Consider the following 25,617-nt stretch of genomic DNA (forward strand, 5'->3'; position numbering starts at 1 on the left):
GCAAAAAGCGAGCTCGTCTAGACTTCCGTTGTGGTGTGACAGCTTTGAGCCGCTTCATGAACCCTAAAGAACAGGTTTTCCTCACCGATTAACTCAGCCAAGCCTGAACGCTCCATGACATCACGCACGGGACCTTTAACTGAAGCCATTTTCAAACAAATACCACGTCTCTTGTAGTCGCACACGAGTTCGCGAAGCGCAGCTTCCGCCGAAGAATCAAGATAGTTGATACCACTGGCATCGAGCACAACAAAGTGTAACTTCTCCTTCAGGTCTCGCTCCAAAACCCGTAACGTTTCTCGCAAGAAACTCACATTTCCGAAATAGAACTGAGCGTCAATGCGCAGCAACAGTACACCTTCGCAGCGTTGAGCCTCCGAATACCGTAAAACATTTCTATAGATTTCCGTCCCAGGCAGACGACCCAACAAAGCGTAGTGTGGACGAGTGGTGCGAAACACAAAAGTAATGAGAGAGGCTCCAACGCCAATAAGCAAACCGTTTTGAACGCCAAAGCTCCAAGTCGAAACAAAGGCAAGGCCCAACAAAAACAGGTCTTTCCGATCAAAACGGCGAAGACGTCGCAGTTCTCCAATTTCCAGCAAACCAAGGACAGAAACAAAGATAACCGCGGCAATAACAGAAACAGGCAATAGTCTCACCCAAGGCGTAAGCCAAAGCAAAACCATAATAACAATTGTAGCCGCAAACCAGTTGTGTCTTGCGCTTATTGCCGAGGCACGAGCGGCTACGGCTGAACGAGAAAAACTTCCCGAAACGGGGTAACACCCTGAGAAACTTCCGGCAAAGTTGGCACAGCCCAAGGCAAAAAATTCCCGGTTTGGATAGGGCTCCTCCGCAGCACTACGCGCCAAGCCTTTGCCGATTGAAATGGCTTCAACAAAACCAATAAACGCGATGCTCGTTGCAGCTGTAGTCACGGAAAAGAGCAAAGAAAAATCCCAAACCGGAACTTTGAACGTCGGCAAACCTGTTGGTATGGGCCCGACATTGTTCACTCCAAGTTGATCGGTATGAACAATGGCTGCCAGACAAATTCCCAGCAAAGTCACGAGCAACACAGCTGGAAATTTGGGCCAGAACACTTTGCATACCCAGAGAATAGCAATCGTGCCCAGCGCTATCGTGAAAGTCGCTAAATGTGTTTTTTCCACCTGTTCGATCAGAAAGACAAAGGCACTAAAGTTGTCGCTTCCTTTGGGAAGCTGCACCCCAAGAAGCAATGGCACTTGTTTTAGCGCGATAATTAAAGCAGCCGCACTCGTAAAGCCTCGTAGGACCGGCCGGGAAAGGAATTGGCCAAAAATCCGCCATGCAATAAACCGAGGCAAAGTTGAACCATGCCCACAACGGCGCAAAACATCGGAGCAATCGCCAAAGCGGATACGCCATGTTTGTGACTCAACAGCGATAAAGATGCTCCTACTAAAAGAGAATCCAGAGCGACGGGACCGACAGAAAGATAACGACTACTACCAAGCAGGCCATAAACCACAGGTGGAAGCAACGCCGAATACAAACCGACTTCCGGTGGAAGTCCTGCAAGCAACGCGTAAGCAACAGACTGAGGCACAAGGAGAGCCGAGACACTCAGACCTGCAACAAAATCTTTACGCAGACCGCTGTTGAGATAAGGCAAAGCGCCTGTAACTATCGCTTTCGCTTTCATGATCGCTCATTTTTTTTGCAATGCAACGAGTACATCGGGAGGAAGAATACGAGCAACATTTACGCCCTTGGGAACGCCTCGTACATAAACTGAAATGGGCTGCATTCCTCTTTTAGTCGATGCAAGGTCTGCAAGACTTACGTAGGGAACAATATGTTCAGGATCCAAACTATCGATAATTTCTGGGTCACCCTGCAGCACTACTGTTACTCGAGTGGGCCTAAGTTTTGCGCTCTGAGCCCCCAAGACAGCCACACTAAGCCTATTTAATCGCTTCTCCTTTATTTCAGGAACAATTTCTATTTCCACACGAACAGACGACTGATCCAGATAACTAACAAAATCAGCCGGGGGCTCCAACGGTATCTCTTGGACATGTGTTCCCACGTCCAAAGAAGAAATATCGATTGGCTCAGTATGAGCAATTTTTAGGTCAGATACCTTGCCCTTGGGTCCGCGCACAATAATCGTATCAGGAACGACCCGCACTGGCGGCAACACAGATAGTCCACGTCGCGATTTTCCTGTCGTTTCTGCGAGGATTTTGACACGTTTTTGTACCCGCTTGGCATAATTTAATCGAATGCTTGCGGGGGAAATCTGAATAATATTGACGCCGGGTGGCATCTCAAAAGAGGACTGATTTAAGTATAAATAACGTTTTTCTGTATCCCTAACGTCGACATGAACAGGTGGAATACCATCACGCTGTATCGTGCTAAGAACTGAACGACTCCCCTGCAGTGTCAGACGAACAGCTTCCGGAATCTCACTCACAAGCACGCTTTCGGAGGTATCCGGAGGAAGAAGCGGGGCAACTTCAACTAACACGGTTCGTTGCGCATCCTGAGCACCACGCACCAAAGCAAAAAGCCCGATTGAAAAAACAATCGCTGTAAGCTTCATGCCCATTTGATTGGTAAAAAGTCGCTGTACTTTACGAGCAACACGGAGAGCACTCACGACAAAGTCTCCTTATTTTGATTCGGTTTCGCTTTAGAATCTCTCCCTGGAGTTACCCCAGGAGGACTGCTTAGACTTCCCGATCGAGATTCCGGCCGAACACTATTCTTGAGGCTCACACGCTGAGAGGGATCTTTGTTCGCTGTCTTCGAAGAGCGTCCATCCTTTGATTTCGCTCCATCACTTTTGGGCAGAACACTTGCTTTTCGCTGTCGCTTTCCATGGAACAATCCGCCAAGTGCCTCGCGTAAAGAACTCGAATCAAGTTTTCTTACGATATTGCCGTTGAAGCATAAGCTTATCGACCCTCGCTCTTCAGAAACCACTACAACAACGGCATCTGTTTCTTCGGTAATACCGATAGCCGCACGGTGTCGGGTACCTAGGCTTTGATCGAGTTTAGGACTACCAGTAAGCGGCAAAAATGCTCCAGCGCGCCACACCTTACCTTCGCGAAGGATAACTGCTCCATCGTGCATTGGATTTTCAAAACTCGGAATAAAAAGGCTATAAAGAAGCTCTTTACTTACAACAGCATCCAAATGAGTGCCTTGATCAATAAACTCGTCAAGCATCGCATCGCGTTCGAAAACGATAAGAGCGCCGATACGTTTCTGAGCCAAGCTCGTTGCAGCACTGATTACTTCCTCAATAATAAAATCTTCTTTTGTCTGACGACCTAAATGCAGAAAAGGTCTGCGGCCAAAGCGCATAAGCGCACGTCGAATGTCATTTTGAAAAATAACCACGATGATAAGCACTATCGAGGCAAGAAGAGTGTCAAGCAGTGTGTATAGCGTAACCAAACCAAACTGCCGAGACAGGTGATGCACGACAAAAACCAACACTAGCCCTACACCCATTTGCATGGCGCGTGTGCCCCGTACCAAAAGCAGTACCCAATAAATCACCACGCTAACCAAACAAATATCGGCAATATCAGTGAGAACAACCCACGGCGAGCGTTGGAAAAACTCAACAATGCTTTCTACCAATGAGACAATCATTGCAGAAGCATCCTTTCCACGTCCAAGCGCTCGCTCAACGCGCTGGCCATACACATAGCTTGCCTTGTCTCAAAGACATCATGCGTGCGTATGGCTTGGGCGCCTGCCCAATAGCCCCATGCCGTAACAACTGCACCAGCGCTCATGCGCCGAGATGGTTCGGGCTTTTTGCCATTGGCATCAGCGCTCACTCTTGCGATAAACGATTTTCGTGAATGCCCAAGAAGTACCGGATAGCCTAAACTCACGACATCCGTAAGTTTTGCCAAGATATCAACCGTCGCTTCTGCGGATTTGGCAAACCCTAAACCAGGATCGAGCCAAAGCTTATTTTGCTCTATGCCTTTACTCAGACAGCGCTCCACGCCCTGCTGCAACTCATCACATACTTGCGCTGCAACATGGCTGTACGAAGCGTTCTCGCCCGCTACCTTGCCATCTGCACGATTATGCATCAGTACGTAGTGAACTTGTTTTTCCGCTACGAGACTCAACAACTCATCGTTTGCTGCGCACGAGACATCGTTTACAATACTCGCGCCTGCTTCCAAAGCTTGTTGAGCGACTTGAGCTTTGACGGTATCGATCGATATGGTCGCGCCGAGTTCACTTCTTAGCGCCCTGATCACTGGAATAACTCGTCGCAGCTCTTCCGCTTCATCAACTTGCGTTGATCCTTCACCGTAGTCGCCTCCTGCAGGTCGACTTGACTCGCCTCCAACGTCGATCACATCAGCGCCCTCGCTGAGCATTTGCTTTGCACGCGCCAAGGCATCTTCAGGACGAAGAAAAGCCCCACCATCGCTGAACGAATCAGGCGTAATGTTTAAAATCCCCAGATTTGACGTTGAAGCTGCATTGGTTAAGTAAACAACTGGATACACTACACCTACGGAGCAACCAAGGTGCTTTTTCCATTTTAAAGTATACGCGCTACACCTACATCTTGTCAGAAAGCCGACAAGCCGACAAATGACGCGATGTGTATAGGGCAAAAAAGCCCGTGATTGCCGTTCATTAACCCGCAACTAAACGTACCCGGTCAGTCAGTGACAAAAGACAGCTGTTAACAAAAAAAGTATGCGAACAAAAAGGCAAAGCTAGAAGACAACTCTTTTTTCGATGTTTTCGTAGATTTGAGCGTGCCCACAGGACTGAGGAGGATGGTACATCGGTACCTGTCGAGCGGGTGCTAGAGCCCGTGAGCCCGTTTGTTAGACGAGGCCTGAGGACCTAAGCCGAATCTACGGAAAGCTCGGAAAAAGTGCCTGCAGGCGCCACGGACCGAGCGGTTACCAGCTAAACCGGGTCGGGAATCTCACTTGGTCGTGGATGGAAAATCGAAGGCTTATTTTCAGAGTCCTTCTCTGTGTCACGATTAATCTGCTTTTTTCGCGTCGTAGCGTAGGTGGGAATGACCACACGCTCTCGCGGCGGCAGCTCACGCCCTTCCATAAGGGCTTTTATTTCCTCACGGTCGAGGGTCTCTCGCTCCAAAAGTGCCTCAGCAATCAAATCAAGCTTGTCGCGGTTGGCCTCAAGCAAACGTCGTGCTTTGTCATATTGTTCGGTCACAATACTGCGAACTTCTTCGTCTATTTCGCGTGCGGTTTGCTCTGAGTAGTCCTTACTCTTCATGCCTGAGCCAAAACCAAAAAGGCTGTCTTCATGCTCAGCAAAACTAACTGGACCAAACTTCTTGCTCATCCCCCACTCGGTCACCATCGAACGAGCAAGCTGAGTTGCTTTTTTGAAGTCATCCGCTGCACCGGTGGTCAGCTGGTTGAATACAATTTCCTCGGCAATGCGGCCGCTAAGCGCCATCGCAATGCGATCCAAAGCCCAGGCGCGTGAATGCCCCAATTGATCTTCGTCGGGAATCGCCATGGTAATACCAAGCGCTGGTCCTCGAGGAATGATGGATACCTTGTGAATGGGATCATGATTTTCCAAAAGCTGCGCAGCCAAGGTGTGTCCAGCTTCATGCCATGCGGTAGTGCGTTTTTCTTTGTCGCTGATCATCATAGACCTGCGCTCAGAACCCATCAGCACTTTGTCCTTGGCCATTTCAAAATCCGACATGGAAATCATGTCTTTGTCCTGACGTGCAGCAAGCAAAGCCGCTTCGTTGACCAAGTTTTCTAAGTCTGCGCCAGAAAAGCCAGGTGTTCCCCGAGAAAGAATTTCCACATCGACGTCGTCGCTGAGCGGCGTTTTCTTGGTGTGGACCATCAAAATCCCCGCACGGCCCTTAACATCAGGTCGAGGCACCATAATGCGTCGGTCAAAACGACCAGGACGCAAAATCGCTGGGTCAAGCACATCCGGGCGGTTGGTAGCGGCGATAATAATAACGCCCTCATTGGACTCAAAGCCGTCCATTTCGACCAACAACTGATTTAATGTCTGCTCTCGCTCGTCGTGTCCGCCGCCAAGACCAGCTCCGCGATGACGTCCTACTGCATCAATTTCATCGATAAAAATAATGCATGGCGCATGCTTTTTTCCTTGTTCAAACAAGTCACGCACACGGGATGCACCAACGCCAACAAACATCTCGACAAAATCAGAACCCGAAATGCTAAAGAAAGGGACGCCTGCCTCTCCCGCAATGGCTCGGGCAAGCAAGGTCTTACCGGTCCCGGGTGCGCCCATAAGCAACACGCCTTTCGGAATTCTTCCACCAAGCCGCTGAAACTTCTTTGGATCTTTCAAGAAGGCAATGATCTCTTCGCAATCGTCCTTAGCTTCATCAATGCCCGCAACATCCTGAAAAGTCACTTTGTTTTGCGACTCGTTGAGAAGTCGTGCACGCGACTTGCCAAAGCTCATGGCCTTGCCGCCCGAGGACTGCAGCTGCCGCATAAAGAAAAACAGTATCCCTAACACAAAAATCATCGGAAGCCAGGTAACAAGCAAGCTCGCCCAAATACCGTTTTGCTCATCCGAGCGGTACTTCACACGAACTGTGTGCTCTCGCAGTTCCTTAGCGGTCTGTTCTCCAGGAGGGCCAACGGCAACACGCGTTGATTGTTTGCTGCCATCGTCTTTCTTTGTCGTATAGCTGTATTCGGCAATGGTCTCACGAGCATTGATTGTGACCTCTTGAACTTTTCCAGCCTGAACTTCTTCCATGAAGTCGCTGAAAGCCACATTTTGAGGTTGGCTACTTTGCATGGTCAGGTTGTACAGAGCGACCATTAATACGATCACAAACAACCAGATAAATAATGTTCTTTGTCCTTGCTTCACTTCATCACCGGATTTCAAGAGCTAGTTTGGCCGACACCCTGCCACTTTATTATAGTATCTCAGTAGCATGAGGGTAGGAAATATTCAATCACACCACAACTTTTTACCGCTGTGTGCGTGTCGGATATTCACTTACTTTTAAAGCTATAAGCACGCTTTTCCGAACGCGCAAGAGCCACTGCCCTGGCAGCAAGACTTCACCTCCAGAAGGAAGCACTCTGTTAAGCTGCTGATGTTGCGCGCGGCCCAAGATCTGTCCGGTCTGCTCTTGCACCCAAACCTTGAGCGCTTGTCTTCGAATGGCGATAGGACTTGCCAATAACACACCAACATCAAGCTCGTTGGCTTTGAGTTGAGCCTTTTGCAGCACATCCCTAAGGCCAAGTTCGAGATGCGATTTTAGATCGCGTGCATCGTCGGCAAGCAAGGCCAAGCTGCGCAGTAGATCGGGATTTTCCTCTCTCAGTAGTGGCAGAAGCTTTTTACGAATTCTTACTCGTTTGAAGTGCAGATTGGAGTTGCTCGGATCTTCCCGAAAGGACAATCCCCGATGTTCTAAAAAAGCGAGCACATCCTCTCGTGTACAATCGATCAGAGGACGAATCACGCCATCCTCTCGACTCGGCGCAATGCCCGAAAGAGCCAAACAGCCGCTCCCCGAAGCAGTCGATCTAAAACCGTCTCCGCTTGATCATCAAGCGTATGCGCTATCGCAATTTTTGTCGCACCAATTTTGTCTTTTAGAGCCAGAAGAGCCCGATAGCGAACCTTCCGGGCCGCGTTTTGTATCGAAGGCTCTTTCGGTAGCTCGACACACAAGCCATGAAAAGGAAGGCCTAGTGTTAGAGCATGTTGCCGGACAAACTCAACGTCATCTGCTGCGTTATCACGGAGTTGATGGTTAACCGAAGCGACATGCAGCCCCATCTCAAAAGACGACGATAACTCTGCAAAGGCATAGAGCATCGCTAGAGAATCCGCTCCACCCGAGCATGCCACAAGCACGCTTTCTGAAGGTCGTACTAAGTTACGTTCTTTAAGCGTGCTTCGAACACGCGTAAGTAACAATGGCTTAGATGATGACATGCTATCAACGCTTCTTTACCCACACCGCACAGCGCTCAGCGTCCACCAAAATACGCATCGTGTCCGCGAGTTGGCAGGATTGTTTTCTGTTTTTTCTGCAAACGCAAATCGATCGCACGTGCCGCTTCGCGTCCTTCGGAAATTGCCCACACAATCAACGATGCACCGCGATGGGCATCTCCTGCACAATAGACCCCCGGAAGACTGGTCTCAAATGATGGATTCACTTGGATACAACCGCGTGCATCAAGCTGAATCGAGGTCTGCTCCACCAAACTCTGCACCCAAGGACCCGTAAAACCCATCGCCAAAATTAATAGGTCGACCGGAATATCGATATCGCTACCCGGAATTTCACGAAAAGGGCCGCCTTCGCCACTGGTATTGAGCTCAACTTTGACGGCATGCAAGGTCTTCAGCACACCATCTTTGCCGGATAACTTCTTGGTCAACATGGCAAACTCTCGCTCACCACCTTCTTTGTGCGATGACGAGCTACGAAATACCATCGGCCACTGCGGCCACGGGTTGTTCATATCGCGGCGTTGCGGCGGCATGGGTAATAGCTCGATTTGCTTGACCTGCTTTGCGCCTTGACGAAGTGCCGTTCCCAGGCAATCAGAGCCAGTATCTCCTCCGCCCAAAATCACAACACGCCTAGCTTGCGCATGAAGGCTAGTGCTTTGTTGCTGGCCGCGAGCATTGAAGCGGTTTTGCGCCCCAAGATAATCCATCGCGAACACAACCTGCTTTAAATCCCGACCGGGCACCGGCAAGTCTCGAGCTTTTTGAGCGCCCATCGCGAGAAGTACGGCATCGTACTCCTCGATAACGTCCTTCCAAAGCAGGTCCTTTCCAACGGTAACACCCGTGCTAAATGCAATGCCGGCCTTTTTCATAAGGTCAATGCGTCGATCAATAACCCATTTTTCAAGCTTAAAATCTGGGATGCCAAAACGCAGCAATCCTCCCGGCGCTTCATCACGCTCAAACACGGTCACCGTATGCCCAGCAGCGGCAAGTTGCGCCGCCGCGGCGAGCCCCGCCGGACCGCTGCCAACAACCGCTACGCGTTTATTGGTTTTTTTAGCGACAACACCAGCGTCAACCCATCCTTCTTGAAACGCCTTTTCAATGATTTCTTTTTCCGTTTGCTCAATCGTCACCGCATCGGCGCTAATCGCAAGAGTGCAAGCAGCTTCGCAGGGCGCCGGGCAAAGTCTGCCTGTAAACTCCGGAAAGTTGTTGGTCGAACTCAATTGCTTGTATGCCCTTTGCCAATTGCCTTTCGAAACACTCTGATTCCAGTCCGGAATAAGATTGCCAAGTGGACAGCCCTGATGGCAAAAAGGAATGCCGCAGTCCATGCAACGCGCAGCTTGGCTTTGAGCCAAAGGCTCTGGTTGCGGCTGATACACTTCTTTCCAGTCCGACAATCGTTCGTCAACCTCACGAGCAGGCGCATTCTGCCTGGGCGTAGTGATAAAAGCGCGAAGATCAGCCATGGACGCCGCCTGTGTGCAGCAAGACCCTTTTGCTTTCTTCTTTACTCAAAGGTCGTTCCGAGCGGCGCTGCAGCAAAATTTTCTTGTACTCGATTGGCATGACCTTAATGAAACTTGAGACGAGTGTGTCCCAGTTGTCCAAAATCCGGGCTGCTAAAGCCCTTCGCGTATAGCGCACATGCTTTTCAAGCAAGCCTTTGAGCAGCCATTGATCACTTTCGTCGGAAACTGCTTCAAGCTCAACCATGCCAAGGTTGCAGCGCTCGGCGAAGCTCTCTTCACGGTTGAATACAAAGGCCACACCACCGCTCATACCCGCAGCAAAATTTCGGCCCGTCTCTCCCAGAACAACTACCACGCCACCGGTCATGTACTCACAACCGTGATCGCCTACCCCTTCAATCACAGCCGTAGCCCCGCTGTTGCGTACAGCGAAACGCTCACCTGCACGCCCCTCGGCAAACAAGCTTCCCGCTGTCGCACCGTAGAGCACAGTGTTTCCGACAATAATGTTTTCAGAAGCATTGAACTGCGAATTTCGATCCGGGTAAACAACAATACGCGCCCCGGAAAGGCCCTTCCCAACATAGTCATTGGCCTCGCCCTCAAGCTCAAGCGTTAAGCCCTGCGCAGCAAAGGCTCCAAAACTCTGCCCCGCGGTTCCCCGATAGCAAATATGAACGCTGTCATCGGGCAAGGTTCGACCTCCTCGGCTTCGCGCGATGTGACCACTGAGCAACGTTCCCACTGCACGATCCGTATTGCGAATCGTTAAAGTCTCTTTTAATCGTTCGCGCTTTTCAAGGGCTTGATCGGCTTTCGCAAGCAAGGCTTGATCAAGATGGTTTTCAAGCGACCATGGCAGACTTGTTTTTTGTGAACGCGCCCAGACCGAAGGTGCACGGGGCTCAGCTAAAATCTGTGAAAAATCGAGTTTCGAAGCTTTCCAATGGCTCTGATCCTGACGAACTTTCAACAAATCCACACGGCCTACCAAAGCATCAAAACGGCGAATACCCAACGCCGCCATGTGCTGCCGCACATCGCGCGCCACGAGACGGAAAAAATTCTCGACATACTCTGCCTTGCCCGCAAACTTTTCTCTCAACACAGGGTCTTGTGTTGCTATGCCCACCGAACAGGTGTTGAGATGACACTTGCGAAGCATAATGCAGCCTTCAGCAATCAACGAAGCGGTGGCCATGCCGAACTCTTCAGCGCCAAGAAGCGCAGCAACCATGACGTCGCGACCTGTGCGAAGCCCACCATCAACCTGCACGCGAATGCGATCACGCAAACGGTTTTGTACCAAGACTTGTTGAGTTTCGGACAGGCCAAGTTCCCATGGTAGACCAGCGCGTTTGATGCTTGAAAGCGGCGATGCGCCGGTGCCGCCAGAGTAACCGGCTATAACGACGCAACCCGCCCGGGCTTTGGCTACGCCCGCAGCCACAGTACCTACCCCAACCTCGCTAACAAGCTTTACGCTAATCCGCGCGCTTGGATTCACCACCTGCAAATCGTAGATCAGCTGTGCCAGATCCTCGATGCTGTAGATGTCGTGGTGCGGAGGCGGAGAAATAAGGGTTACCCCGGGTGTCGAGCAACGCACTTTAGCAATACGCTCATCAACTTTGTGACCAGGGAGCTGCCCTCCTTCGCCAGGTTTTGCTCCTTGGGCCACTTTGATTTGCAAATCATCTGCGTGCACCAAGTAATCAACGTGGACACCAAAGCGGCCGGAAGCGACTTGCTTGATAGCACTACGGCGCAAGTCGCCGTTTTCATCCGCATAAAAACGATGCGGCTCTTCACCGCCCTCGCCACTGTTTGAGCGCGCTTTGAGACGGTTCATTGCAATGGCCAAGGTTTCGTGGGCTTCAGCGCTGATCGAGCCAAAAGACATCGCGCCCGTTACAAAACGTTGAACAATGCTGTCCTCGGATTCGACTTCATCGATATCGATACTTCGGTGCTCGTCTACTACCAAATCGAACTGGCCCCGTAGAGTAGCCAGTTGATTGTCCTCGTTGTTCACGCTCCGGGCATACTTTTCATAAATTTCAAAATCGTTGCTTTTCACTGCAGACTGCAAGAGTGCAACTGTTTGAGGGTTCCATTTATGAAGCTCACCCCGGCGACGCCATTGGTAGACTCCGCCAAGCGGTAAGGGATCGGCAAGACTTGCAAGACTCTGACCGAAAGCCCGGCTATGCCGCTCGATAACTTCCCGCCCAAGCTCGAACATCCCGATGCCCTCAAGGCGTGAAGGTGTTCCGGTAAAGTATTGATCGACCACATCGCGGTTCAGACCTACAATTTCAAAGATTTGAGATCCGCGATAGGACTGGATAGTTGAAATACCCATTTTGGACATCACCTTCAACAAACCAGCATTAACCGCTTGAATGTAGTTTTCAATGGCTTGCTCAACCGGAATGTCTAATTCACCATCTTGGCAAAGTGCATGAATACTATCCATCGCCAAGTATGGATTGATGGCCGTTGCGCCAACAGCAGTAAGCATTGCAAAGTCGTGAACTTCAAACGCATCGCCGCACTCGACTACAAGGCTGGCCTCCATGCGAATGCCTTCGCGCACTATATGCTGATGCACTGCGCTTGCCGCAAGAAGGGAAGGAATGGCCAAATGATCTTTATCGACGCCCCGATCAGAGAGAATCAGAATATTGTGTCCGTCTTCGATCTGTTCCTGCGCCACTCGACAAAGCTTTTTTACCGCACGCTCAAGACCTTTTTCCCCACCTTTGGCTGAGTAGAGCAGCGAAAGCACCACCGGCTCAAACACGCCAGCACGCACGGCACTAATCCTTGCAAGGTCAGCATTGCTCATGATCGGACTACCGATCCGAATTAAATGACATTGCTCTGGGGTTTCATCGAAGGTATTGCCCACACCGCCCAAGGAAGTCTGTAAACTCATGACCAAGGATTCACGGATGGGATCAATCGCTGGGTTTGTAACCTGCGCAAAGAGTTGATGAAAATATTCAAAAAGACGTGGCGCGTTTTGGCTAAGCACAGCGAGGGGCGTATCGGTACCCATCGAACCGATTGGCTCCTTGCCCTCCTGTGCCATGGGCGACAAAATGATCTTCAGGCTTTCATCGCTGTAGCCAAACGCGCGCTGCAAAGCGAGCAGTTCATCGCCAAGCAGCGTATCGGCGGCTTTTTCCTCGGGAAAGTTTTTGAAGTGAAAGACATTCTTCTCGAGCCATTTGCCATAAGGGAAACGACCAGCCAGATCGGCTTTGACTTCATCGTCTTCAAGGATTCGGCCTTCGCTGGTATCCACCACGAAGATTTTGCCTGGTTTGAGCCGACCTTTGCCGCGAATCTCCTCCGGGGGAATATCAAGCAAGCCAGCTTCTGAAGCGAGGACGACCCGGCCGTCTTTGCTGATTAGATAGCGCATCGGCCGCAAACCGTTTCGATCAAGGCTTGCTCCGACAAGCTGTCCGTCGGTAAAAGCTACGGCCGCTGGACCATCCCAAGGCTCCATAAGCGAGGAAAGGTAGTTATAAAAATCGCGCCGAGTGGATTCCATGCCCTTAGCGCCTTCCCAGGCTTCGGGAATCAGCATCAACACCGAGTTAGGTAAACTTCGTCCGCCGAGATAAAGCAGCTCGAGCATGTTATCGAATTGAGCTGAATCGCTGAGCTCTGCTCCGATAATCGGGAAAAGACGATCAAGGCTTCCTCCAAACTTAGCCGACTGAAGCAGGTTTCGCCGAGCCGTCATCCAGTTTCGGTTGCCGCGCACGGTGTTGATTTCACCATTGTGCGCAATCAGTCGAAAAGGTTGTGCCAAATCCCAACTTGGGAAAGTGTTGGTTGAAAAACGCGAATGAACTAAGCCAATCGCGGTAACTAGCAAGGGATCTTGAAGATCGAGATAAAACTCCCCTAAACGCTCAGGCAAGATCAGCCCTTTATAGACGATCGTTTCCGTCGAGAAACTTGCAATATGAAATTTACCCTCCGGATCAGCCTGCTCTCGGTGAATGCGATTCTCAGCAAGCTTGCGAATAACGTATAGCTTTCGCTCGACCGCTGAAGGCGATACACGTCTTAGCCGAACGAATATCTGCCTCATCACCGGCATCACTTCGGTAGCAAACGGTCCAGCAAGTTCTTGCCGAATGGGTACATCACGCCACCCGAGGACTTCCTGTCCCTCGTTTTGCGCCTCTTGCTCGATGATAGCTTCGCAAGCAGCTCTACTTCGAGGATCGCGCGGAAGAAAAACCTGACCTACCCCGTAGCGCCGCCGTCTAGGTGGTTCAATGCCAAGCTCACGAATTTTCTCTTTGAAAAAGCGATGTGGGATCTGCACCAAAATGCCCGCACCATCGCTTGTTTCCGGATCCCAGCCCGAAGCGCTGCGGTGCGCTAGACGCGCCAAAACCTGCAATGCATCCTCGACAATGCCGCGGCTTTTTTCTCCGTTGATCTTTGCCACAAAACCAACACCACAGCCGTCATGCTCAAGCTGAGGATCGTATAAGCCATGCCGTTTTAACGAATAATGCACCGACCTGCATTTCTACAATCCTTTTAGCCGCTATGTCTAGAGTGCTAATTGGGCCGGGAGCAAGATGCAGCAATCAAAATGGCGATATACCGAGACTCAATGAGGGATCAGGTTGGGCCATCGATTAGGAAGAACGCCTAACACGGAGCAACGCAAGCAGAACAGCAGGGACTCAAAACGAGCTAAAAATGCCCTTGAACTAAGGAAAAACGCAACTCGGGATTGGCTTTTTGCCCATATTTCAGCTGCTCTTTGTTGCTTACGTCGCTTAGCACCGCTGGCACAGGTAAGCCCATCGAAAGCCGTCCGGATTCGCTAACGCCAAGTGCGGCAAAAACAGGCGCATTTGAAGAAGACTTCGGCTCTTTGACTTGCGATACGCTTCGTCCTGGCGGAGGCACTACAGCTGTGTCTTTCTTTTCAATCGCTTCCATTTCGTCTTCGGGATCATACGCGGCAGACGATACAGCAAGCACAATGGCCGGAATGGCCAAGGCCATGCCAGCAGCCATCACTCCAATACCGGCTTCAACCGAATTATTGTTATCAATCAAAAACTGACCAGCAATTGCACCGCCAGTGGCACCTACGCCCGCAGCGATCAGATAGGGCCATGCGTCTTTGACACCAAAAACACTCACCACGGCTAGACCGAGCTCAGCGCCCAGCAATCCGCCCCCCACTTTACCTTCAAAGTCTGCATTTACCGGGTCAACGTTTTGTGCTGAAGCAGAAGAGGCCAACGCTGTCACCAAACAAAGTGAAAGCACGCACACCTTCGCCAAATTCATTTTTTGCTCTTGGCCAAACACACAAACCTCCCGAGATCGTTCAAAGAATCCCGATACCCTAGCTCGGTACCTTACACAAAGGGGATCGGTTCGGCAACTATGAGCTCACCACCGGAGCCTCCAAGGCCACAAAAGGCTCGTTGGCGTACCTAACGCGAAATCCCAGCTCGGAAAAACCGACGATCCATCCACTCGGTCACCGGAGCGGCGATATAGATGGAGGAGTATGTTCCGACGACCACACCGATAACCATGGCTAAAGCAATGTCCTGAATGACAGGGGTGCCCCAGATAAAGAACGCACTCACTGAAAGAACGGTTGTGCCTGATGTCGTAATCGTTCTTGATAGCATCTGCGAAGTACTAATATTGATTAACTCTCGCAGGCTCTTATCTCGCATGCGTTGCATGTTTTCACGAATACGATCGAAGATAACTATCGTATCGTTGATCGAGTAGCCCATGATCGTAAGCAAAGCAGCAACGGTTGATAAGTTAATCTCCTTTCGCAACAAGACGAACAAACCAATCGTAATAATCGCATCATGCACCATGGCAAGCACTCCGCCCGGTGCAAAACGTAAATCAAAGCGAAACGCGACATAGACCATAATGAAGGCGACTGCGTAAAGTAGCGATTGCAGCGCAGCCGTCCGAAGTTGTTCTCCTGCTTTTGGACCTACCCATTCCACTCGCCTGGGGGCTTCTGGACCGCGGGAGCCAAGCTTGCTCTGGAGTTTGTCGACAATCTTGTCGGCCACGCCTTGCAAACGAATTTCATAACGAAATTGATCTGCGGATCCGAAACGGCTTGCAGAACGCACTTTCACGCCAGCCGCATGAACCGCATGCGTCAAAAGAGCCTCGTTGGTGACTCCACTGAGTCTTAGTGATATTTTATCGCCACCAGGAGAGAGCTTGAACTCTTTTATCTTGGTTTGACCAAGCGCTGAACTGATTTTCGATTTGATTTGTTTAATTTTCGAATCAGCAAGAGATGAAACTTCCTGAATACGAACGATGAATTCATTGGGCCGATCCTCAACACTTAGTACTTCCGGTTGACTGTAGCCCAAAGAACCAAGGGTCGAGCGCAATTCCCCCGCGCTTACTTTCCCTTTGAATGCAAGCTGGATTTCCGTACCACCTCGAAAATCAATGCCGTAGTTTGGTCCCGGAAAGACAATAAGGACAAGACTGCCAATCACCGTCAGAATAGAGACTAAAATCACTACCTTCCGGTAGCGCATAAAATCAATATAAACGCCTGGTTTAATAAACTCCATCGACTAACCCACCCGCAACTGTTGCACACGTAAACCGCGGACCAACCATTCGAACATTACTCGAGAACAGAACACACCGGTAAAAAAGAGAAGTAATGATTCCAGCCATCAAGGTCACAGCAAAACCACGAATGGGTCCCGTACCAAACTGATAAAGCACAACACCTGCAATGAAAGTCGTTAGCTGTGCATCCATAATCGACCAGAAGGCGCGACGGTAACCCTGATCCACTGCCGCGCGTGCCGATTTACCACCTCGAAGCTCCTCACGGATACGCTCCATAATCAGCACGTTAGCATCCACGGCCATACCAACCGTTAGGGCAATTCCCGCAATACCCGGGAGAGTCAGCGTTGCACTCATCACCGACAGAAAAGCCAACAACAACGAAATATTGAAGAGCACCATGACGTCCGCAATGAAACCACCCACCTGGTAGTACAGAAGCATGAATATCAGCACCAATATTATGCCTACCATCGCTCCTTTTGCACCACGCTGCACTGAATCTTGACCCAGCGTTGGACCGATGAGTTGCTCATTTGATGGACGAATAGGAACAGGAAGCGCACCCGCCTTGAGTACAATCGATAGATTCTTTGCTTCCTGTTGGATGTTGGGTCCTACACCCAAAGTAATTTGGGCGCGCCCTCCTCCAATCTTGGTCTGTATCACTGGAGCAGACTCGACGCGGTCATCAAGCACAATCGCCATGCGTCGCTTTACGTTTCTTTCTGTGAGCTCTTCAAAAAGATTTGCGCCACGCGGTTTTTTGAAGTCAATCGATACGAAAAAGGCGGGTCTTCCGGACGCTGTCCTTGAGTGACCCACGCATCCTCGATTTCATCACCGCCCACTTCGCTCCGTGAAAACAGGTAGTAAGTGCGCCATAATGTGGTGGGCTCTTCGCCCGGTTCAAGACCCTGAGCCAAGGTCTCAGAACCCATTAAGAGCTGATGGTCTTCGGGAACTCTCTCAGCATCGCGTAACGATTTAAGATATTTCGAAAGTTTCTGCTTGGCACCCTTGCCTTGCGCCATGAGATAGCTGCTCGTCGAACTCTTCCCGGTCCCAGTAGGGACAGTTTCTTTGAGTGCTTGGATACCTTCAGGAAGATCGGAAAGCGTTGCCACAAAATCACTTTCATCATCCAACACTTTAAACTCGAGCTGCGCGGTTCGGCCAATGATATCGCGCGTCAGTTGAAAAGTGGCTTCATCTTCACCAGGAATCTCGATAATAATATCGGTTTCGCGGGAAGCCACCGAAGTCTGACGCAGCTGAAGTTCATCAATGCGATTGACGATCGTGCGCTTGGCTTGCTGAACTGCATCGTCACGCAACGCCTGTAACCGGTCTTCACGCACTTCAAGACTCACAGTGTTTGCATCACGTCCCACTTCTTTTAAATCACCAAGATTACGAAGCAAGTCGCGATCAAGCGCTTTTAAATCCGAAGTTTTTTTAAAGACCACCTGAAGTTTGCGATGATCGTCACGGTTACGTTTTACAGTAACGCGTTCGGCCACTTGGTCGAGCTGGGCGCGCGTGGGGGTGTCGCGCTCTGGAATCACATTAAGCTTTCTGCCAAGACTCTCTAGAAGCTGCTCGGCACGCGTGTCGCGAATATCACGTATCGCTTCATCAACCTCGGCTTCGTACACCAACCGCAAACCACCACGAATATCGAGGCCCGGGACAATCTTCCCTTTGAAGGTATTTTTAACGAAACTAGGAGCGGGCACCCACTTGTCGATGCTAGGCCAGAGGGAAAGCCAGGCAAGCGCAACCGTTGCCGCAACAATACTAAAACGGAAATACCAAGCTCGGTCCATTTTCTTTAAGCCGCCTTCTTGTTGGAACCGGTGTTTTCGACGCCGGCAACATGGCTACGTAGCACATTGAGTTTTACTTTCTCGGCCACTAACAACGTTACATCGCTGTCGCTGAGGTCAAGAATCTCACCCCGAATCCCACCCGTTGTGCGTACGACATCACCACGTTTTAAACTACTGAGTAGAGCTTGTTGTTCTTTTTGACGTTTTTGTTGCGGGCGAATCAAAAGAAGATAAAAGACCACAAACATGACAACCAGCATGCCAGCTTGCATGGCGCAGCCCTCGGGCGCCGGTGCTTGTGGTGCTGATGCACTGGAAGCGGCTCCGCCGGCTCCCGACCCTGTTGCAGCAGGCTGCAACTTCCAAAATAATTCCGTCAAAGCTAAAAACACACACAACCTCGCAAATTACAGCGACACTTACTTTGTTTGATTCTATCGGCCGCGGTTCTACTTCAAGGCCGAAAAAGCGTCAACAGATAGGACTTTAGCTCACGCTCATGGGCTTTTAGGCAAAACACGCCACAGATCCTGCTTTTTCTTGGAGCGGGTGGTAGGGAACAATTGGACACACCTGAGGGCTGCCCCAGAATGGAGGGCCGAGTCATTCAGGTGTATCAGCGCGATGGAAGACTTTGACCCGAAAAAAGCGCAGCAAGCTTGCGCCCAGTTCAGCGCCGCCGGTGGAAAGCTCGCGAATAAACAAGAGCAAACGATGGTGGCTGCACTTTTCGAGCATAGCCCGGCATTATTTCCGCTGCTTTGCGAAAAACCATCCCGTCTTTCAGCAATTGTCGCCGAGCCACTTTCGCTGCCATGGAACGAAGAATCGCTGCGTAGCCTCTTCGATCCGCTGTTTCAAGGCGAGCTTGAGCCCTCTGAACTGACCAAACAATTGCGCGAATTACGCCATATCGCGATGCTACGCCTTGCTCTACGCGATGTCTTGCGCCTTGCAGATATTGACCAAAGCAGCGCCGAGGTGAGCGCACTTGCCAGCACGGTCGTGCATTATGCCTTAAGTGCTTCATTAAGTAGTTACACAAAACGCTTTGGACTGCCATTGGACGAGCAAAAGCAGCCCATCCCGCTGGTCGCCCTTGGCATGGGCAAGCTCGGGGGCGTCGAATTGAATCCTGGTAGCGATATCGATCTTTGCTTCTTTTATGGAAGCGACCACATGCTGGAAAACTCGTGTTCAATTGAAGCACATGCCTTTTTTACAAAAGTTGTCCAGCGAAGCTGTAGCCTGATCTCGGATGTCTCCGAAGATGGCTTCTGCTTTCGAGTCGACTTGAGGTTGCGTCCAGAGGGTCGGACAGGACCTTTGGTTAACTCGCTTTCAAGCGCAGAACGTTACTACGAATCCTGGGGACGAAACTGGGAGCGCGCCGCTTTGTTGCGAGCACGACCTATCGCAGGGGATTTGCCCTTTGGAAAAAAACTCCTTTTGACACTCAAGCCCTTCGTGTTCCGTCGCGAAATTAAGCCTGCCCTCGCTGGCGAGATGATGGAATTGCTCGACCGCAACCGCAGTGAACATCAAGTTGACTTAGAAAACGACGTCAAACTTGGGCTCGGTGGAATTCGCGAAGCCGAGTTTTTTGTGCAATCGCTGCAGCTAATCTGGGGGGACGTTATCCGGCGCTTCAAGTCCAAGGTACCATTGCTGCCGTTGATGCTTTGCTAGCTCATGGCTTGGTTTCTGACCGCGAAGCACAAGAGCTTACCGACGCGTGGGCTTTTTGCGTCGCCTGGAACACCGCATTCAAATGCACCGAAGCCACCAAACCCACGAGCTACCGAAAGAAAAGCAAGCGCGAACAGCTTTGGCAGAATCGCTGGGCTTTAGCGACCTTGATGCCTTTGAAGACGAGTACACGAGGCACAAAGAAAAGGTTCGCAAGTTAGCTCAAAGCCTGATCCCGGGCCAAGACAGCTCGAGCAAGTCTGTGTTTCAAAAAGCATGCAACGACCTTGCCGAAGGACATTCGCTGCAAAGTGCCGCGGAGCAACTTCAAGGAAGCATTCAGCAAGCAAGCCTCGATGAAATCAAAGCGCTACTAAAACGCCTTTCAAAAAAAGCCGACTCCCCGCTTGGTGCAGTCACTCAGGAGAAACTACCGCTGCTTGGGCCAACTTTGCTCGAAGAGGCCACGAATTCGTCGGATGCTATCTCGGCACTTCATTTCCTCGTTGAGCTCTTCGAGCGTCTAGGTGGCCCCTGGCTCTATGGTCAATGGTTACTCGACGAAGAGCCCATTCGAAGACGTCTCATTAATCTCTTTGCGAAAAGCCCAACCTTATCCGAAGCACTGATCAATCACCCTGAGAATCTGGAAACGCTCTTTAGCTCGCATCGCACCATCGACCCAACGATCATCCGAGACCGACACAGGGCGCTGTCGGAGAACTACAACTCCGCTGAGCAACAAGAAGACGCCATTGCCAACCTTCGTAAACTCAAGCGCGAGCACATGCTTGGGATAGGCCTCATGTATGTGGGCGGCGATGCCGAGCTCGAAAAGACAAGCGAACTCCTCAGTATACTGGCCGATGAACAAATAAAGGCGGCCACTTGGATGGCCATGAAAAGCCTAGGTAAACCAACCACAAACCTTGCTCTTCCCGCGGTGGTGGGCCTGGGAAAGCTTGGCGCAGGAGAGCTCGGGTTTTCAAGTGATTTAGATATTTTCTTTATCTACGATTCAGATGCTCTTTCCGAAACTCAAAAAGAATACGCACAGGACAGTTACACTAAAATCGCACAACGCTGCCTGAGCATTTTATCACAACCTCATGAGCAAGGCGCAGCTTACCAAGTGGATACCCGTTTGCGCCCAAGCGGCCGACACGGCCTACTCGTAGTCTCTCTCGCCGCTTTTGATCGCTACCATGAAGAGCACGCCGAGGCCTGGGAGCGACAAAGTTTGATTCGAGCACGTCCCATTTCAGCTTCGGAGTCGCTGAAGCAGGCCCTGGATAAGCGCTTCGCCCATCTTGCCTACGAGCATCAAGCACCTGAGGCTCATAAACTCGCGCACCTTCGAGCCCGCATGCAAAAAGAACTTGCTTCGGAGACGGCGCATAAAGTTAACCCGAAGTATGGTTACGGCGGACTTGTCGATATTGAATTCCTCGTGCAGTGGCTGCAGATGCGCCACGGCAGTGATTCCAATGTACGCACTCCTCACACACTCTCTGCCCTCCGCAAACTCTCCGAAGCAGGATATTTTCCGAAGAACCAAGCTAAAATGCTCGAGCACTGTTATAGTTGGTTTAGAAGTATTGAGCAGAGTCTGCATCTCATGAAACCCTACGGACAGCTTTTTATCTCGCGAGACGACCCAACGCTTAGTAAGCTTGCAGCCTCACTTCGTGTTCGTGCTCGAGACGCCATGTCAGTCGAAGAGGCCTTCTTCGCGACGTATAAGCAGAACGCCGAGTTTTGCCGTTCCATGTTCGAAGAATACCTCTGCAAAGTGGATGCCGCCGCACCTTGGAGTGAGCAGTGAACCAGCTTTCCGTTCTAATCGCACATCCTGAACAAAAAGTGGCCACCGCCATCGCGGATGAAGTCCGGCAAAGCGGTCATTCGGCCACAAAAGTATATGACGGCAAAGATGTGCTACGTGCTTTTGAACAAAAAACTTTGATGCGCTGATCGTCCATGTTGCGCTACGAGGACAAGACGGAATCAGCACCTCAGAAAGCATCCGTAAATCAGCAAAGGGCATAGACCTGCCCATCATCCTGACGGGCACGCCCAATGTCGATGCATTGAAACTCGAAGCACTTGCCGAAAGCATTCGCGCAACAGCCTTTGTGCTTAGCGACGACAATGTTCGTTTTGTGGTGCGCTTGCTCGACGACCTGGTCCACCGCTCACCCACAAAACCCTCCGTACACCCTGAAGCGCCCGACGGCGCTCCCGATTACGATACAGGCGAAAACAAAAGCGACGAGCACTTTGCCGAAGGCGAAGAGCGGCAAACCAAAGTCGATGACGCGCCCTATAGCGAACTTGAAAAGACTCCATTATCCCTTGGGCTCAAGGCGACGATCCCGACGCTGAAACCGAAGGACAAAATGTCGAAGCTCAAGTCCGTGCAATCCAAGAAAACGAAAGCGCCACCACTGGCAACTTCAAGAGCATGCCCTTCCCCCGACTGCTACGCCAAATGGCCGACACACGCAGCACAGGCGCGATTGCCATTTACCATCACGACAGCGACCGAAAAACCACCACTGGAGAGGCACCTAAAAAGGTCGTTTACTTTCGAAATGGCATCCCTGCCTATGTCGAATCCAATCTTGTTCATGAATGCTTGGGACACATGCTGGTCCGACAAGGAAAAATCGACCGAAGCATTTTAGAAGAATCCGTTAAGCGGATGCACAGTGAAAAGCGAAAACAAGGCGACATTCTAGTGGCACTTGGTGTGCTGAGCACCGCAGAGCTCAATGAAGCCTTGCAAGAGCAACTTCAACGCAAACTCTTTGATTTGTTTGGTTGGCGACATGCTTCGTTTCACTTGCTCAAGAACGAAAGCAAGCTCCCCGGCATCATCCGTCTTGAGATGGGCCTTGCGGAAGTGATTTTTGAAGGCGTCGTAAGGCAGATCCCACCGCAACGTCTTTTGCGCTTACTTGAACCTCACATGACCCACTACGTTGTGCCCAATCACCAACGCGCCGAAGTCTTTCTGAAGATGGATCTCGTGGATGAAGCACGCGACGTCGTGCTCAAGCTCAACGGTTCCATGACCATGTCCCAGGTGCTTAGAACCGCTACGAAGCGACCCGGAGCCGTTGCGCAACTGCTCTATGCGATGGCCACGGTCGAAGCCCTTCGCTTTTCCTTAGAGCCAGACCAGGTCGCCTCAGTTCAAGACTATCTTGCTGAAACGCAAAGTTTTATGGTCCCCAGCCCCGAGCAAGAAAGCACGGCTCCTGCTTCCACCACCGCCGAAGCACCTGTTCCAGAATATGGCTCCTACGCCACAACCGAAGTCACTAGCGGAGAGACCCCCAATCAGCGCACACGCAGCAAAAACGAATCGGTCACTGCCAATGCCGATCCTGCTCCTGCCACTGAAACGACTAACACCGAACAACTTGATCGCGAGGTCGAGCTTACCTTCCAAGCTGAACGCCTTTTCCGTCTCGGAAAACGCTCTTTGCGAAACAAGGAATACGACCGTGCGCTACTTTTGTTCAACCAAGCCCATAAACTTTGTCCCGACGAAGGCGAGTTCATGCTCTACGTCGGCTACCTTACGCACTTGATGGCCGACGGCAAGCCAAAGCAAAACGAAAAAGCTAAGAAAATCATCGAACGCGCTATCGAACACGCCCCCCACCTCTACGAAGCCCACCTTTTTTACGCCCGGGTTTTACGTAGCCTCGCCAAAGACGGCAACGCGAAAAGTGCCCTGCAAAGGGCCATCGCACTCGAGCCCCAGCGAAGCGAAGCCCAAGAGGAACTTGAGGATCTAGACCGGGACAACTAGTGCAGGTACAAAGAGCCTCGGAGGTCGGATGATCGACAAAGTAGAAAAGATATGGATGGACGGAAAGCTCATACCCTGGGACGAAGCAAACGTTCACATCTTAACACATACGCTTCACTACGGACTAGGCGTTTTTGAGGGCGTACGTTGCTACAAACGCGACGATGGAAGCAGTGCCATCTTTCGTTTGGATGAACACTCCCAAAGGCTGTGCGACTCAGCCAAAATAGCCACCATCCCTTTGCCATGGACCGCCAAGCAAATCAGTGAAGCTTGCGTGCAAACCGTGCGCGCCAACAAGCTTGATGCTTGCTACATTCGTCCTCTTGTGTTCATGGGTGACGGCGCGATGGGCTTGGCAGCCTCAGACAACGCAACCCGTATGGCAGTCATTGCTTGGCGCTGGGGAGCCTACCTCGGCGACGAAGCGCTCAAATACGGCATTCGCGCTAAAATCAGCTCCTTTGCTCGGCCAGGCGTCAATATGCTCATGGCCAAAGGCAAAATCGTCGGACACTATGTAAGCTCCATTTTGGCCAAGCGTGAAGCGCTCAACGCAGGCTACGAAGAAGCTATCCTGCTTGATGCGCAGGGCTACATCGCTGAAGCGTCCGGCGAAAACGTGTTTGTCGTCAAAGACGGAACCATCTATACGCCACCACTTGGCGGCTCACAGCTAGGCGGCATTACCCGCGATACAGTCCTTCAACTTTGCGCGGATCTATCCATTCCAGTGCTCGAGCGAAGCTTGTGTCGCGATGAGCTTTACATTGCCGATGAAGTCTTTTTGTGTGGCACAGCAGCTGAAGTCACCCCTGTGCGTGAACTTGATGATCGCAGCATCGGCATCGGCAGCCGTGGTCCCATCACAGAAAAAGTCCAAAGCCGCTTCTTTGAGACCCTACGTTCCTCCGATCCAAGTCATCCGGAGTGGTTTACAATCGTATAAAGCCTTCGCTAGCCTACGAAGAAGGATTTGCTTCTTTGTACACAAGAATGCGTCGGCAGTTGGCACATTGCTCCAGCGTCTCACCGCGTTGCACATTGATGAACTGCTGAGGCGAAATCGTCATGCGGCAAGCGGTGCAGGTGTTGTGATACACTTGAACTAGACCGACCCCTAATCGATCTTTAGTTGCTCGCAGCGACGCAAGTGGCTTTTATCAACATGCGCAGCAAGCTCATCACGACCTAGCAATACCTCAGAACGTTCTCTTTCAAGTTCCTTGATGCGAGCTTCAGCCTTTTCTCTTTCATCGTCACAGAGTTTTTCAACTCTTCGAGCTCTCCTTCATGGGAAGCTAGCGAGCTATTGACTTGGTCGATGGCGGTGTTGAGTTTTTCGCGTTCTTGCTCACGATCGCGAATGTTGCGCCGCAGAGATTCCATTTCGCGTTCAGCCGCTTCGGCTTCACGGGCATTTTGCGCACGCGCCATTTTGCTTTTGGCTTTGGCAAGCTGCTCGTTGCCTTGGCTAACTTCCTGCGCGTGCTGCTCTCGAAGACGTGTCGCCTCAGCAAGCTTGTCGCGTTCGACCGAAAGCAGGCGCTCAAGTCGTTCGACATTGCCTACCATCTCTTCGATTCGAGCTGGAAGCGCGCGAAGTTCGGTTTCTACTTCTCGCGCGGAATTATCAATTTCTGAAAGTTTAGCTAAAGCTTCAAGTTGTTCCCGCACACGCGCGCCTTTACCGCGCCTTGCGACAAGACGCAAGCACGAAGCCGACAAGCCCCACAATCCGCGCTTTTTACAGGCTTGTCTCCTTCATACTTCCTCCCTGTCTGAAAAACACCATTTGACAAAACTGGCATATTTCTGGACTATTTAATGACATGTCTGTCGTTAAATAGCGCAGAAATATGCTATTTATATCACAACCGGCGTTTTAAAACCGATTCTCGTTTGCGGCCAAGCAGCAAGTCTTGCCCAAAGCATGAGACCACACAACAACGATCGACTGCTCCGCATGTCTGCTCTTCTTTGCACGCCGGCTGTATACCGAACCAGGCTCTGCGTATTCTGAGCTCTCAACGAACGCCATGCCCACCCTGACTAGGCTCCGGAAATCATAGGCCCTTTGTGGCAAGATGATGTGATGTGGCCTGCATCGCGTACCATACCATGGACGGCC

At 51.0% G+C, this 25,617-nt stretch carries 22 protein-coding genes; 5 read left to right on the forward strand and 17 right to left on the reverse strand.

The window, feature by feature from the left end; all coding sequences use genetic code 11:
* Nucleotides 1-17: 17 nt before the first annotated feature.
* From IPJ88_15845 to yajC, 15 genes are all read right to left on the reverse strand, one after another.
* Nucleotides 18-1,352, reverse strand: a complete 1,335-nt coding sequence (locus IPJ88_15845; GenBank protein QQR89647.1) for an STAS domain-containing protein — start codon at nt 1,350-1,352, stop codon at nt 18-20.
* The gene (locus tag IPJ88_15850) at nt 1,268-1,690 is read right to left on the reverse strand and encodes a hypothetical protein (protein ID QQR89648.1); all 423 of its coding nucleotides are present in this window, start codon (nt 1,688-1,690) and stop codon (nt 1,268-1,270) included. Before IPJ88_15850 ends, IPJ88_15845 begins: the two co-directional genes overlap by 85 nt.
* Nucleotides 1,691-1,696: 6 nt before the next feature.
* The gene (locus IPJ88_15855) at nt 1,697-2,653 is read right to left on the reverse strand and encodes a hypothetical protein (protein ID QQR89649.1); all 957 of its coding nucleotides are present in this window, start codon (nt 2,651-2,653) and stop codon (nt 1,697-1,699) included.
* Complete coding sequence (locus tag IPJ88_15860; protein QQR89650.1) at nt 2,650-3,660, reverse strand: TIGR00159 family protein; 1,011 nt, start codon at nt 3,658-3,660, stop codon at nt 2,650-2,652. Before IPJ88_15860 ends, IPJ88_15855 begins: the two co-directional genes overlap by 4 nt.
* Complete coding sequence (gene folP / locus IPJ88_15865; protein QQR89651.1) at nt 3,657-4,544, reverse strand: dihydropteroate synthase; 888 nt, start codon at nt 4,542-4,544, stop codon at nt 3,657-3,659. The genes IPJ88_15860 and folP overlap by 4 nt, the downstream gene beginning before the upstream one ends.
* A 415-nt stretch (nt 4,545-4,959) precedes the next feature.
* The gene (ftsH, locus tag IPJ88_15870) at nt 4,960-6,912 is read right to left on the reverse strand and encodes an ATP-dependent zinc metalloprotease FtsH (protein QQR89652.1); all 1,953 of its coding nucleotides are present in this window, start codon (nt 6,910-6,912) and stop codon (nt 4,960-4,962) included.
* 103 nt (nt 6,913-7,015) lie between these two features.
* On the reverse strand, nt 7,016-7,558 hold the full coding sequence (locus IPJ88_15875) for a hypothetical protein (protein ID QQR89653.1): 543 nt from the start codon (nt 7,556-7,558) through the stop codon (nt 7,016-7,018).
* Nucleotides 7,516-7,998, reverse strand: a complete 483-nt coding sequence (gene tilS / locus IPJ88_15880) for a tRNA lysidine(34) synthetase TilS (GenBank protein ID QQR89654.1) — start codon at nt 7,996-7,998, stop codon at nt 7,516-7,518. Before tilS ends, IPJ88_15875 begins: the two co-directional genes overlap by 43 nt.
* A gap of 35 nt (nt 7,999-8,033) precedes the next feature.
* Entirely contained in the window at nt 8,034-9,503 is a 1,470-nt protein-coding gene (locus IPJ88_15885; GenBank protein ID QQR89655.1) for a glutamate synthase subunit beta, read from the reverse strand.
* Nucleotides 9,496-14,058 (reverse strand): glutamate synthase large subunit, encoded by a 4,563-nt coding sequence (gltB, locus tag IPJ88_15890; protein ID QQR89656.1) that lies wholly within the window; start codon nt 14,056-14,058, stop codon nt 9,496-9,498. Before gltB ends, IPJ88_15885 begins: the two co-directional genes overlap by 8 nt.
* Before the next feature lie 182 nt (nt 14,059-14,240).
* Nucleotides 14,241-14,849: a hypothetical protein gene (locus tag IPJ88_15895; protein QQR89657.1), complete on the reverse strand. Its 609-nt coding sequence runs from the start codon at nt 14,847-14,849 to the stop codon at nt 14,241-14,243.
* Between the two features lie 149 nt (nt 14,850-14,998).
* Nucleotides 14,999-16,135: a protein translocase subunit SecF gene (gene secF / locus IPJ88_15900; GenBank protein ID QQR89658.1), complete on the reverse strand. Its 1,137-nt coding sequence runs from the start codon at nt 16,133-16,135 to the stop codon at nt 14,999-15,001.
* On the reverse strand, nt 16,122-16,967 hold the full coding sequence (secD, locus tag IPJ88_15905; GenBank protein ID QQR89659.1) for a protein translocase subunit SecD: 846 nt from the start codon (nt 16,965-16,967) through the stop codon (nt 16,122-16,124). Before secD ends, secF begins: the two co-directional genes overlap by 14 nt.
* Entirely contained in the window at nt 16,859-17,971 is a 1,113-nt protein-coding gene (locus tag IPJ88_15910; protein ID QQR89660.1) for a hypothetical protein, read from the reverse strand. Before IPJ88_15910 ends, secD begins: the two co-directional genes overlap by 109 nt.
* A 5-nt stretch (nt 17,972-17,976) precedes the next feature.
* Nucleotides 17,977-18,246, reverse strand: a complete 270-nt coding sequence (gene yajC / locus IPJ88_15915; GenBank protein ID QQR92061.1) for a preprotein translocase subunit YajC — start codon at nt 18,244-18,246, stop codon at nt 17,977-17,979.
* A 352-nt stretch (nt 18,247-18,598) separates the two neighbouring features.
* On the opposite strand from yajC, the gene IPJ88_15920 reads away from it, so the two are divergent.
* From IPJ88_15920 to IPJ88_15940, 5 genes are all read left to right on the forward strand, one after another.
* The gene (locus IPJ88_15920; protein QQR89661.1) at nt 18,599-19,663 is read left to right on the forward strand and encodes a hypothetical protein; all 1,065 of its coding nucleotides are present in this window, start codon (nt 18,599-18,601) and stop codon (nt 19,661-19,663) included.
* A gap of 46 nt (nt 19,664-19,709) precedes the next feature.
* Complete coding sequence (locus IPJ88_15925) at nt 19,710-21,488, forward strand: hypothetical protein (protein QQR89662.1); 1,779 nt, start codon at nt 19,710-19,712, stop codon at nt 21,486-21,488.
* The gene (locus tag IPJ88_15930) at nt 21,485-21,637 is read left to right on the forward strand and encodes a hypothetical protein (GenBank protein QQR89663.1); all 153 of its coding nucleotides are present in this window, start codon (nt 21,485-21,487) and stop codon (nt 21,635-21,637) included. Before IPJ88_15925 ends, IPJ88_15930 begins: the two co-directional genes overlap by 4 nt.
* A 490-nt stretch (nt 21,638-22,127) precedes the next feature.
* The gene (locus IPJ88_15935) at nt 22,128-23,486 is read left to right on the forward strand and encodes a DUF4388 domain-containing protein (GenBank protein QQR89664.1); all 1,359 of its coding nucleotides are present in this window, start codon (nt 22,128-22,130) and stop codon (nt 23,484-23,486) included.
* Nucleotides 23,487-23,514: 28 nt separating this feature from the next.
* Nucleotides 23,515-24,435 carry a branched-chain amino acid transaminase gene (locus IPJ88_15940; protein QQR89665.1) on the forward strand — a complete coding sequence of 307 codons (921 nt, stop codon included), beginning with the start codon at nt 23,515-23,517 and terminating at the stop codon, nt 24,433-24,435.
* Nucleotides 24,436-24,448: 13 nt separating this feature from the next.
* Here the strand turns inward: IPJ88_15940 and IPJ88_15945 are convergent, their stop codons facing one another.
* Both IPJ88_15945 and IPJ88_15950 read right to left on the reverse strand, forming a co-directional pair.
* Nucleotides 24,449-24,559 carry a hypothetical protein gene (locus IPJ88_15945; GenBank protein ID QQR89666.1) on the reverse strand — a complete coding sequence of 37 codons (111 nt, stop codon included), beginning with the start codon at nt 24,557-24,559 and terminating at the stop codon, nt 24,449-24,451.
* A gap of 118 nt (nt 24,560-24,677) precedes the next feature.
* Nucleotides 24,678-25,163, reverse strand: a complete 486-nt coding sequence (locus tag IPJ88_15950) for a hypothetical protein (protein QQR89667.1) — start codon at nt 25,161-25,163, stop codon at nt 24,678-24,680.
* Between the last annotated feature and the right edge of the window lie 454 nt (nt 25,164-25,617).

This window comes from Myxococcales bacterium, assembly GCA_016699535.1.
In the GTDB taxonomy this organism is placed as follows: Bacteria; Myxococcota_A; Polyangia; order Polyangiales.

What these genes read in the sequence shown, in the direction of transcription:
- IPJ88_15850 (QQR89648.1), bottom strand. Translation starts at nt 1,690, where the DNA reads ATGAAAGCGAAAGCGATAGTTACAGGCGCTTTGCCTTATCTCAACAGC.
- IPJ88_15860 (QQR89650.1), bottom strand. Translation starts at nt 3,660, where the DNA reads ATGATTGTCTCATTGGTAGAAAGCATTGTTGAGTTTTTCCAACGCTCG.
- tilS (QQR89654.1), bottom strand. Translation starts at nt 7,998, where the DNA reads ATGTCATCATCTAAGCCATTGTTACTTACGCGTGTTCGAAGCACGCTT.
- IPJ88_15885 (QQR89655.1), bottom strand. Translation starts at nt 9,503, where the DNA reads ATGGCTGATCTTCGCGCTTTTATCACTACGCCCAGGCAGAATGCGCCT.
- IPJ88_15895 (QQR89657.1), bottom strand. Translation starts at nt 14,849, where the DNA reads ATGAATTTGGCGAAGGTGTGCGTGCTTTCACTTTGTTTGGTGACAGCG.
- secF (QQR89658.1), bottom strand. Translation starts at nt 16,135, where the DNA reads ATGGAGTTTATTAAACCAGGCGTTTATATTGATTTTATGCGCTACCGG.
- IPJ88_15910 (QQR89660.1), bottom strand. Translation starts at nt 17,971, where the DNA reads ATGGACCGAGCTTGGTATTTCCGTTTTAGTATTGTTGCGGCAACGGTT.
- yajC (QQR92061.1), bottom strand. Translation starts at nt 18,246, where the DNA reads ATGCAAGCTGGCATGCTGGTTGTCATGTTTGTGGTCTTTTATCTTCTT.
- IPJ88_15920 (QQR89661.1), top strand. Translation starts at nt 18,599, where the DNA reads ATGGAAGACTTTGACCCGAAAAAAGCGCAGCAAGCTTGCGCCCAGTTC.
- IPJ88_15935 (QQR89664.1), top strand. Translation starts at nt 22,128, where the DNA reads ATGCCCTTCCCCCGACTGCTACGCCAAATGGCCGACACACGCAGCACA.
- IPJ88_15940 (QQR89665.1), top strand. Translation starts at nt 23,515, where the DNA reads ATGATCGACAAAGTAGAAAAGATATGGATGGACGGAAAGCTCATACCC.
- IPJ88_15945 (QQR89666.1), bottom strand. Translation starts at nt 24,559, where the DNA reads ATGACGATTTCGCCTCAGCAGTTCATCAATGTGCAACGCGGTGAGACG.